This window comes from Acidithiobacillus sp., assembly GCF_023255755.1.
In the GTDB taxonomy this organism is placed as follows: domain Bacteria; phylum Pseudomonadota; class Gammaproteobacteria; order Acidithiobacillales; family Acidithiobacillaceae; genus Acidithiobacillus.
The window spans coordinates 1-6,962 of sequence record NZ_JAGDVS010000140.1; the positions used below are offsets into that span (position 1 = coordinate 1).

Consider the following 6,962-nt stretch of genomic DNA (forward strand, 5'->3'; position numbering starts at 1 on the left):
CTCCGAACGGCGCATCACCCACCTGCAGGCTGCTGTTCCGGCGCCGGGCAGCGCCCTGCCGGACTGGGTCATCTTCCGGGATTTCGCCTTTGCGCTGGGTGAGGCACTGGATGCCCTCGATCACCCACTGCCGGGCACCCGAGACGCTTCCTGGGCCAATCGCGCCCGGCGTATGTTTGATTTTGCCGACTCCGCCGGCATCTTTCGGGAATACCGGGAATGCACCCGGGGCCGCGATCTGGACATCACCGGCCTCGATTTCAGCGTGCAGGTGGGTGATGCGCCGTTCGGAGTTGGTAACCAAGGCATCGCGCTCGCCCCAACTGGCAGCGGGGAGCAGAAGATCGGCATAGGCGGCGGTTTCGGTGCCGAGATAGCTGTCCTGCAAGATGACGAGGCGGGATTTTTTTAGAGCGCGCTGTACTTGTGTCAAATCGGGCATGGACAGCACTGGGTTGGTGCAGGTGATCCAGATCGTTGCAATCTCGCCGCGTTCCAGCGCCTGAAAAAGGGGCACGGCGGTGTAGCCGGGCTGCGGATGCAGACTCTCCACGCCCCAGATCTCCGCGATTTCGGCGCGGTGCTCCGGGTTGGCCACTTCGCGGTGACCGGGGAGGAGGGCGGGCATGCCGCCAGTTTCGCGCCCTCCCATGGCATTGGGCTGCCCGGTCAGGCTGAAGGGACCAGCGCCGGGTCGGCCGATTTGCCCGGTGGCCAGGTGCAGGTTGATAAGAGCGACATTTTTGTCGGTCCCGTGGCTGGATTGATTGAGCCCCTGACACCAGAGGGAGAGGGCAGCCGGGGCCTGCCCGAAGGCCAGCGCCGCGGCGCGCAGATCGGCGAGCGGAATCGCGCAGATTTCCGCTACCCTTTGCGGGGTGTAGTTTTGCACCCGCGCTTTGAGTTCTTCCCAGCCCTCGGTATGCGCCTCAATGAAGGTGCGGTTGACGAGCCCTTCCCAGATCAGGATATGCAGCATGCCGTGGAAGAGGGCGACATCGGTGCCGGGCTGAATCGGCAGAAACACATCGGCGATGGCCGCCGTCGGCGTGCGTCGCGGGTCGGCGACGATAATCCGGAGCTCCGGGCGGCGCACTTTGGCTGCCTCGATGCGGCGAAAGAGAATCGGGTGGGCGTAGGCGACGTTGGCGCCGACGATGAAAAGACAATCGGCGCTGTCGAGGTCTTCATAGCAGCAGGGCACCGAGTCCATACCGAGGCTGGATTTGTAGCCCGTCACCGCCGAGGCCATGCATAGCCGCGAGTTGGTGTCGATATGATTGGTGCCGATAAAGCCCTTGGCGAGTTTGTTGACGAGGTAATAATCCTCCGTCGGCAATTGCCCGGAAACATAAAAGGCCACGGCCTGCGGACCCTGGGTATGGATGATCCCGGCCCAGGTGCGGGCCATCTGGGTCAGCGCCTCCGACCAGTTCAGGGGCGACCAGTCTTCGCTGCCGCGCTGGCGCTGCAGCGGTTCACGGGCGCGATCCTCGCCCGTACTGCTCAGGTGCAAATTGCTGCCCTTGCTGCACAGTTGTCCAAAGTTGGCTGGATGATCGGGGTCGCCACGCACGCCGGTAATGTGCTGGCCGTCATGTTCGATAATGACCCCGCAGCCGGTCCCGCAGTAGGGGCAGGCCGACTTACTCTCCAGACGGCGCAGGGGCTGCATGAGCTGCGGCCGTATCAGGGTCACGGCGCCACCCCCTCCAGTCCGAGCCAGACCTGCTGATCCTCGACTCGTACTGGGAAGCTCTTCACGCAGCCATGATCCGGCGCCATCGCCTCGCCTTTCTCCAGATCAATCTGCCAGTTGTGCAGCGGACAGAACACCGTCTTGCCGGACACAAAGCCCTCGGAGAGGGGGCCGCCGCGGTGCGGGCAGCGATTGCTGACCGCAAAAACTTCGTCATTTTCATTGCGCAATATGGCGATCTGCCCCTGGGGCGTATCCACATAACGGCCGCCGAGGGCGGGGATTTCTGCAATACTACCGAGTGCCAACCATTCCATCATGATCACCTCAGGCAGGGACGCGGCGCAGGGGCGCGGCGTGAATATCCAGACGACCGGAAACTGCTTCCGCCCAGGGATCTTTTTCCTGTGACAGGGCGAAGTCCATGCGTGCGGCAAGCTGCTGCCGGGATTCCCTGTCCCCCACGACGACGGCCTGGATGTGGTCCAGGCCAACCCGCTCTACCCAGGGCGCAGTGCGCTCCAGGTATTGGGCATCTTCCCGGTACATTTGCAAAAAGGCCTTGGCCATTTCCAGGACTTCCTCGTGGGTTTTCACCTTGCAGAGGAGGTCGGCGGCACGCACCTTCATGCCGCCATTGCCGCCTACGTAAAGTTCCCAGCCGGAATCGACCCCGATAATGCCGAAATCCTTGATGGTGCTCTCAGAACAGTTGCGCGGACAGCCGGAGACAGCAAGTTTGACCTTGTGTGGCGCCCACATGCGCTCCAGTCTTCGTTCCAGCTCAATGGCCAGACGGGTACTGTCCTGCACTCCGAAGCGGCAGAATTCAGTACCCACACAAGATTTGACGGTACGCAGGGCCTTGCCGTAGGCGTGCCCGGAAGGCATGCCCAGCTCCGCCCAGATTTGCGGCAAGTCTTCCTTTTTCACTCCGAGCAGGTCGAGACGCTGGCCGCCGGTAAACTTCACCATCGGCACGTTATGGCGCTCCGCCACTTCGGCGATGCGCTTGAGCTCCGCAGGACTGGTTACTCCGCCGTAAATACGGGGAATCACTGAATAGGTGCCATCTTTCTGGATGTTGGCATGGGCGCGCTCGTTGATGAAGCGAGACTGGGCATCGTCCAGACCCTCTGCTGGCCAAGCGGTGCGCACGTAGTAATTCACCGCCGGCCGACAGGTAGCGCAACCGCCGGGGTGCCGCCAGTCCAGACAGGCAAAGGTCTGCCGTACGGAGAGGAGCTTTTGCTGGATAATGGCATCGCGAATCTCTTGATGGCTGAAATCGGTACAGCCGCAGAGCGCCTTTTTTTGCGGGCTGCTGTCATAAAAACCGCCGAGGGTGCTGGCCAGCAACTGTTCCACCAGCCCGGTGCAGGAGCCGCAGGAGGCACTGGCCTTGGTGCATTTGCGCACTTTCTCCAGTGTAAACAGGCCTTGCTCGCGGATGGCTCTGACGATACTGCCCTTAGCTACGCCATTACAGCCGCAGATCTCGGCCCCGTCGGCCAGCCGCGAAGCCTGGTTTTCACCGGCATGGCCAGAGTCGCCCAGATGGGTTTCGCCGAAAACAATATTGTCGCGGAAGGCGGAGACGTCCGTGCCATCGCGCATGAGCTGAAACAGCCATGGACCGATGCTGGTATCCCCATAAAGCAAACCGCCGACCACCTTGTTGTCCTGTAAAATAACTTTCTTGTAGATACCCTGACTACCATCCAACAGGGTAACTTCCTCATACCCTTCGCCCCCCATAAAGTCCCCGGCAGAAAACAGTTCAATTCCCGTGACCTTGAGTTTGGTACTGGTGACCGAGCCCTGATAACGCATCCGCCCGTACTCGGCGAGATGATTGGCGGCCACCTTGGCCTGTTCAAACAGCGGCGCTACCAGCCCGTAAGTCTGGCCGCGATGCTGCACACACTCGCCGACGGCATAAATGCGCGGGTCGTAGGTTTGCAGGGTGTCATTGACCAGAATGCCGGTTTCGCATTGCAAACCTGCAGCCTGGGCGATGGCAATGCGCGGTTTGATGCCGATAGTCATCACCAGCACGTCCGCCGAAATCTCACTGTCATCGGCAAAACGCAGGCCGGTGACGTGGGTATCACCGAGTATCTCGGCACTTTCCTTGCCGAGCAGAAAGCGCACTCCACGGTCCTCCATGGCCTTCTGCAGCAGGGCACCGCCACGGGCATCCAGTTGCTTGTCCAATGGCCAGGCACGACGATGCACCACGGTCACTCCCATGCCCCGCGCGCGCAGCCCATGGGCGACTTCCAATCCCAGCAGGCCGCCACCGATGACCACCGCTTCGCCACCCAGCTCGCTGCTGCGGGTGAGTTGTTCTACATCGGACATATCCCGATAGCGGAGCACTCCGGGCAGATGGTTGCCGGGAATGGGTGCAATAGTTGCCGCCGCTCCGGTGGCTAACAACAGACGATCGTAGGGCGCGGAGTATCCGTCTTCGGTCAGCACTTGCCGCTTCACCCGATCTATGGCCGTCACTCGGCTTCCGGTGTGCAGAGTAATTCCGTGTTCCGCATACCAGTCCAGAGGATTGAGAATGGTTTCTTCCAAAGCCATCTCCCCGGCGAGCACCGGGGTGAGGAGAATCCTGTTGTAATTGGGATGGGGTTCATCCCCAAAAACGGTAATCTCGTAGAGTTCCGGCGCCATTTTCAGCAGTTCTTCGACAGCGCGAATACCCGCCATGCCGTTGCCGACCACCACCAGACGCGCTTTGCGATGCTGTACAGCTACGGGGTTCATCATTTTAAGGCTCCCGAAATAGAAAAAAGGCGTAGTCAGCCGGATTGCTGACGACGCCTTTGCCGTTTTGCACTATAACGATCATTGTGGATCGCATTGTAAATTTTCAAGCAATAGTCGTACCTGATTTTATGGCAAACAAAAACAGATAGTTATGGTATACACTGCTGTGCTCTGACGTATTATGGTGCGGTCGCTGGTGCAATTGCATCAAAACAGTGCAACTGGGTGACGCTGCGGCTAGAATTTCGCCGTCACGAAAATCCACGCGCCCTCGGTATTCACTCCGTAACTGATGCGCCGGTAATCCGCGTACTGTACCCCGGCACCCCAGTGTTTGGAAAAGCTGCGGGTGGCCGACAAATCCAGCTCGTGCCCATATTGCGCACCCCCACGGTTGGCCTGGAAATCATAATAAATGGCCGTCAGTTGGGTGCCCATGAGCTTACCGCCGAGGGTGCAGTACAGGCTACGCAAACCTTTGGGCGGCGTGGTCAGAAAAACTTCTGCCCAGCCATTAAAGGCGTGTTTGGTGGCGAGCGGCGTTTGGAAGCCGTAACTGCCCTGACTATTTGTCCCCATGACCATGTAGTCGGCATGCAGCCAGAGCTCGGGCAGCGCCAGACCGGCACCAAGGTGATAATACTGGGCATTCACCGCCGCACTCCCGCTGTCATAAGGTAACTGTTTGGCATAGCTCAGGTCGTAGGGCAGGTGCAGAGCGTCCCCCAGAGGAATGGCGCCTTGCACTCGTACGCCCAGCGTAGTGCTGTTACAAACCTGTGCATTACCCGCCAGAAAACATGCCGCCGCTCCGGGAATGGCGCTATGCGCCTGATTCCCATAGCCATAGCCGAAGGCTTGAGCATGCAGTAAGGGGGATGGTGTCCAGCTCACCTCACTGAGAAAGGTTCGCGATGGCACATTTTCATTGAGGATGTTTTTGATCCGCCATATATAAGCCCCGTAAAGTGTCAGATCGGGCAGTGCTTCGTCCTGCACCGAGACAGCATCGAAACTCTGCGGCGTCTGCCGGAAACCCACCGCACCAACAAAGCGTTCGTCATCCAGATTAATTTCCTGACGACCGGCGCGCAGGCGCAGACCGGGAATGCCCGCATACTGGAGATAAGCCTGGTTGACGTTGGTTTCCTCTGGATCGGGAATCAGTGAATAGGCTGTTTTATCGTTTTTCAGGCTATTGTATTGATTGACGATCCCGGCCACATTGATGAACTGCAGATCGGCGCTGATCCCGGCGACGGGCTTGCTCTCCAGACCGAGCAGGGTTTGCACCGTGAAGGCATTGGCGTCGTTTTTGTTCACCTGAGACATGAATTCATAGCGCGGACGAAAGTCGAGGTTGACCTGGCCACGGCTGATGGCATTGGTCAGGGTGTCTGCGTGAGCGGTGCTGGCCAGCAGGGCAAAGAGGGCGGCAGCGTAATGATGACGTCGATGTGAAAAGGATTGCGACATGGGTTTCTCCAGTATTTTGAGGATATTTCTGTGAGGACCCGCGGAGGTCTGGGCAAGCGTTCCCTGGCGCGAAGATTGTGCGCTCGAAAAGTATCCTCCGCGGGGGCGTTGAAGCCGGGGGTTAGTCGCTTATGGCCGCTGCGCTTTGCAAAGTGGGGGGGGTGACGGCGTCCGGGGCGGCGACTGCATGCTGTGACCACGGCAGCCAGTGGCGGCGCATGGCCAGTACCAGCCCCAGTGCCGTTGTGGCGAGGAGGGCGAAGCAGGCGAAGCCAAGGTGATAGGTCCCGGTTTCTTCCTTGGCAATGCCGAGGATTACCGGCAGGTAAAAACCCCCGATCCCGCCCGCCGCACCAATGATGCCCGTCATGATCCCGGTCTTCAGCGGCCAGCGCAGGGGTACCAGCTGAAAGGTCGCGCCATTACCCAGCCCGAAGCAGGCATAAAGGCAGAGCAGCAGGGCAGCGGCCACGGCCAGCGACGGGGTCCACAGGGCAAAAGCGGCGTCCGTCAGGGCGATGCCGCCGAGAAACCAGCGTAAGGCGAGAACACCGGAAACCCGGTCGGCGATGATCCCGCCCAAAGGCCGCAGCATGGCACCGGTAAAGGCGAACAGCGCCATCATCATGCCCGCGTCCACTTTCGGCAGGTGATACAAAGACACCAGCAACAGACTGATGTAGGCAGACATCCCTACGAAACCGCCGAAAGTGACGCTGTAGATGAGGATGATGACCCAGGTGTCGCGCTCCAGGAGGGCCAGGCGGTAACGCTGCGGCAGCACCGAACCCGCGAGCAGCACCCCGAAGACCGGCAGCATCAGCAGTGCCACCTTGTCGTGCAGCCCGAGCCAACCCAACGGTGTCGCCACCGCCAGAAAGGCCAGCCCGACCAGCGTTACCGCAAATCCCGCCAGCGCCTGTCCGACGTGCCCGCTTTTCGGCGCGCTGTCCTTACCCCAGAAGAACATTGTTACCCCGGCCAGTGCCAGCAGGGGCAGGGCGGC

The 6,962-nt window shown here is 60.2% G+C and carries 4 protein-coding genes and 1 pseudogene; all 5 read right to left on the reverse strand.

Going from position 1 to position 6,962, the window contains the following annotated elements; translation table 11 throughout:
* On the reverse strand, positions 1-1,699 hold a 1,699-nt coding region (locus tag Q0C48_RS09775), incomplete at its 3' end, for a molybdopterin-dependent oxidoreductase (RefSeq protein WP_291523865.1).
* Positions 1,696-2,016: a nitrite reductase small subunit NirD gene (gene nirD / locus Q0C48_RS09780; protein WP_366937037.1), complete on the reverse strand. Its 321-nt coding sequence runs from the start codon at positions 2,014-2,016 to the stop codon at positions 1,696-1,698. The genes Q0C48_RS09775 and nirD, both read right to left, overlap by 4 nt.
* 10 nt (positions 2,017-2,026) lie before the next feature.
* The gene (gene nirB / locus Q0C48_RS09785; protein ID WP_291523868.1) at positions 2,027-4,480 is read right to left on the reverse strand and encodes a nitrite reductase large subunit NirB; all 2,454 of its coding nucleotides are present in this window, start codon (positions 4,478-4,480) and stop codon (positions 2,027-2,029) included.
* Between the two features lie 237 nt (positions 4,481-4,717).
* Positions 4,718-5,956: an alginate export family protein gene (locus Q0C48_RS09790; protein ID WP_291523870.1), complete on the reverse strand. Its 1,239-nt coding sequence runs from the start codon at positions 5,954-5,956 to the stop codon at positions 4,718-4,720.
* Between the two features lie 121 nt (positions 5,957-6,077).
* Positions 6,078-6,962 (reverse strand): annotated as a pseudogene (locus Q0C48_RS09795) (MFS transporter); the annotation flags it as partial.

Coding starts and splice junctions, on each gene's coding strand:
- nirD (WP_366937037.1), bottom strand. CDS start 2,016: ATGGAATGGTTGGCACTCGGTAGTATTGCAGAAATCCCCGCCCTCGGC.
- nirB (WP_291523868.1), bottom strand. CDS start 4,480: ATGATGAACCCCGTAGCTGTACAGCATCGCAAAGCGCGTCTGGTGGTG.
- Q0C48_RS09790 (WP_291523870.1), bottom strand. CDS start 5,956: ATGTCGCAATCCTTTTCACATCGACGTCATCATTACGCTGCCGCCCTC.